Below are 2,071 nucleotides of genomic sequence, written 5' to 3'. Positions count from 1 at the left end.
ATGTACTGCGGCCCGGCGAAGTCGAGGAAGCTCGCGAGGTAGTAGCCGCTGAAGCCCAGGCCGAGCACGACGATCCAGTCGCGCCGCGTCAGCGCCGGCTTGCCGCGCCCCGCCCACCATGACAGCAGCAGGAACAGCGGCAGCGCGAACAGCATGCGGTACATGATCAGCGTGACCGCATCGACATCGTGCCGGTAGGCCAGCTTGACGATGATGGCCTTGCCGGAGAAGGCGATGGCGCCCAGGGTCGCCAGCAGCAGGCCGGGCCAGTGGCGTTGGGGAGTGGTCGTGTCTGTCGCCGGGACCGCCGAGGGACTGCTCATCGCGGGGATTCTACGTAGCCCGGGTGCCAACCCGGGACTTCGGCGCCACGCGACCAACCCGGATTGGCATCCGGGCTACAACTTGAAGCTGCCCACCGCGCGCGACAGCATCGTCGCCTGGTCCTTCAGGCTCTGCGTCGCGGCGGTCGATTCCTCGACCAGCGCCGCGTTCTGCTGCGTCATGTGATCGAGCTGGGCGATCGCCTGGTTCACCTGGCCGATGCCGTCGCTCTGCTCGCCGGCGGCGGTGCTGATCTCGCCGATGATGTCCGTCACGCGGCGCACCGAGCTGACGATCTCGCGCATCGTCGTGCCGGCCTCTTCCACCAGCCGCGTGCCCGATTCCACCTTGCCGACGCTGTCGCCGATCAGGCTCTTGATCTCGCGCGCAGCCTGCGCGCTGCGCTGCGCCAGGCTGCGCACCTCGCCGGCCACCACCGCGAAGCCGCGGCCCTGCTCGCCCGCACGTGCCGCTTCGACCGCGGCGTTCAACGCGAGGATGTTGGTCTGGAAGGCGATGCCGTCGATCACGCCGATGATGTCGGCGATCTTCTTCGACGAGCCGGCGATGGCCTGCATCGTCTGCACCACGTCGGCCACCACCTCGYCGCCGCGCGTGGCCACGCCCGAGGCCGACAGCGCCAGCTGGTTCGCCTGCTTCGCCGCATCGGCGCTMTGGCGCACGGTGGCGGTCAGCTGCTCGACGCTCGACGCCGTCTGCTGCAGGTTCGACGCCGTCTGCTCGGTGCGCGACGACAGGTCGAGGTTGCCGGCCGCGATCTCGGTGCTGGCGGTCGTGATGGATTCGCTCACGTGCTGCACGCTCGCCACCAGTTCGGCCAGCTTGCCCTGCATCGCACCCAGGTCGGACACCAGCGCCTGCACCTCGTCGCGGGAACCGGTCGCGACCGGCACCATGCTCAGGTCGCCGGCGGCCACGCGCTCGGCCATCCGCGAGGCGCCCGCCAGCGGCCGCACGATCGAGCGCGACAAGGCCCATGCGCAGCCGAGGCTCACCAGCAGCCCGAGCGCGATGCCGATCGCAAGCATCGTGATGCCCTCGCGCTCGCTGCGCGCCGCCGCGGCACGGGCCTCCTCGACGCGCTGCGCCTGGTAGGCCGCGAGGTCGTCCACCGCCTTCGCATAGGCATCGGCCGCCGGGCGCAGCTTGCCGGCGATGTCGTCGCCGGCAACCTTCTCGCCGGCCGCCTTGCGCTTGACCAGCCCGTCGCGCACGCCGCGGAACTTGCCGCCGGCCTCGTCGATGACGCTGAACAGCTCCTTGGTGCGCTCGTTGTCGGCCAGGTCTTCCAGCGTCTTGCGCACCACCTCGGAGCGCGCCGAGGTCAGCTTGCGGTCGGCATTGATGCGCGCGGCGAACTCGGCATCGTCGATCTGCAGCAGCGTCTCGGCACGGGCCGAGCTGAGCACGACGATCGAATGCAGCTCGCGGGCGAGCAGCGCGCGCTGCGACGACGCGCCGCCCAGGTCGTTGGCGATGTCCTGCAGCCGGTCGAGGCGCCAGATGCCGATGCCGGCGGCCAGCGAGGTCACCAGCATCACCAGGCCGAAAGCCAGCGCCAGCCGCGGGGCCAGGCGCATGCGCGAGAAGAAGGAAGTCATGGAAAAGTCCTTGGAACTGCACTGGACATGAGGGTGCCGCTGTCGGCCATTCACCGACAACGGCAACGCAATCCCCGTTATCGGACCCACGGCCGTCGACTTAAGGGTTTTCCCGAGGTTTCGTG

2 protein-coding genes are annotated in these 2,071 nt (G+C 69.7%); both read right to left on the bottom strand.

Features of this window, described 5'->3' with window-relative positions:
* The coding region (locus AC1D01_RS31870; RefSeq protein ID WP_477873515.1) for an EamA family transporter at positions 1 to 323 on the bottom strand (323 nt) is incomplete at its 3' end.
* Between the two features lie 75 nt (positions 324 to 398).
* Positions 399 to 1,946, bottom strand: a complete 1,548-nt coding sequence (locus tag AC1D01_RS31865) for a methyl-accepting chemotaxis protein (protein ID WP_477873514.1) — start codon at positions 1,944 to 1,946, stop codon at positions 399 to 401.
* Positions 1,947 to 2,071 lie beyond the last annotated feature (125 nt).

It is taken from the genome of Rhizobacter sp. P3_B12 (assembly GCF_056402895.1).
This window is presented reverse-complemented; position numbering and strand designations above follow the sequence as displayed.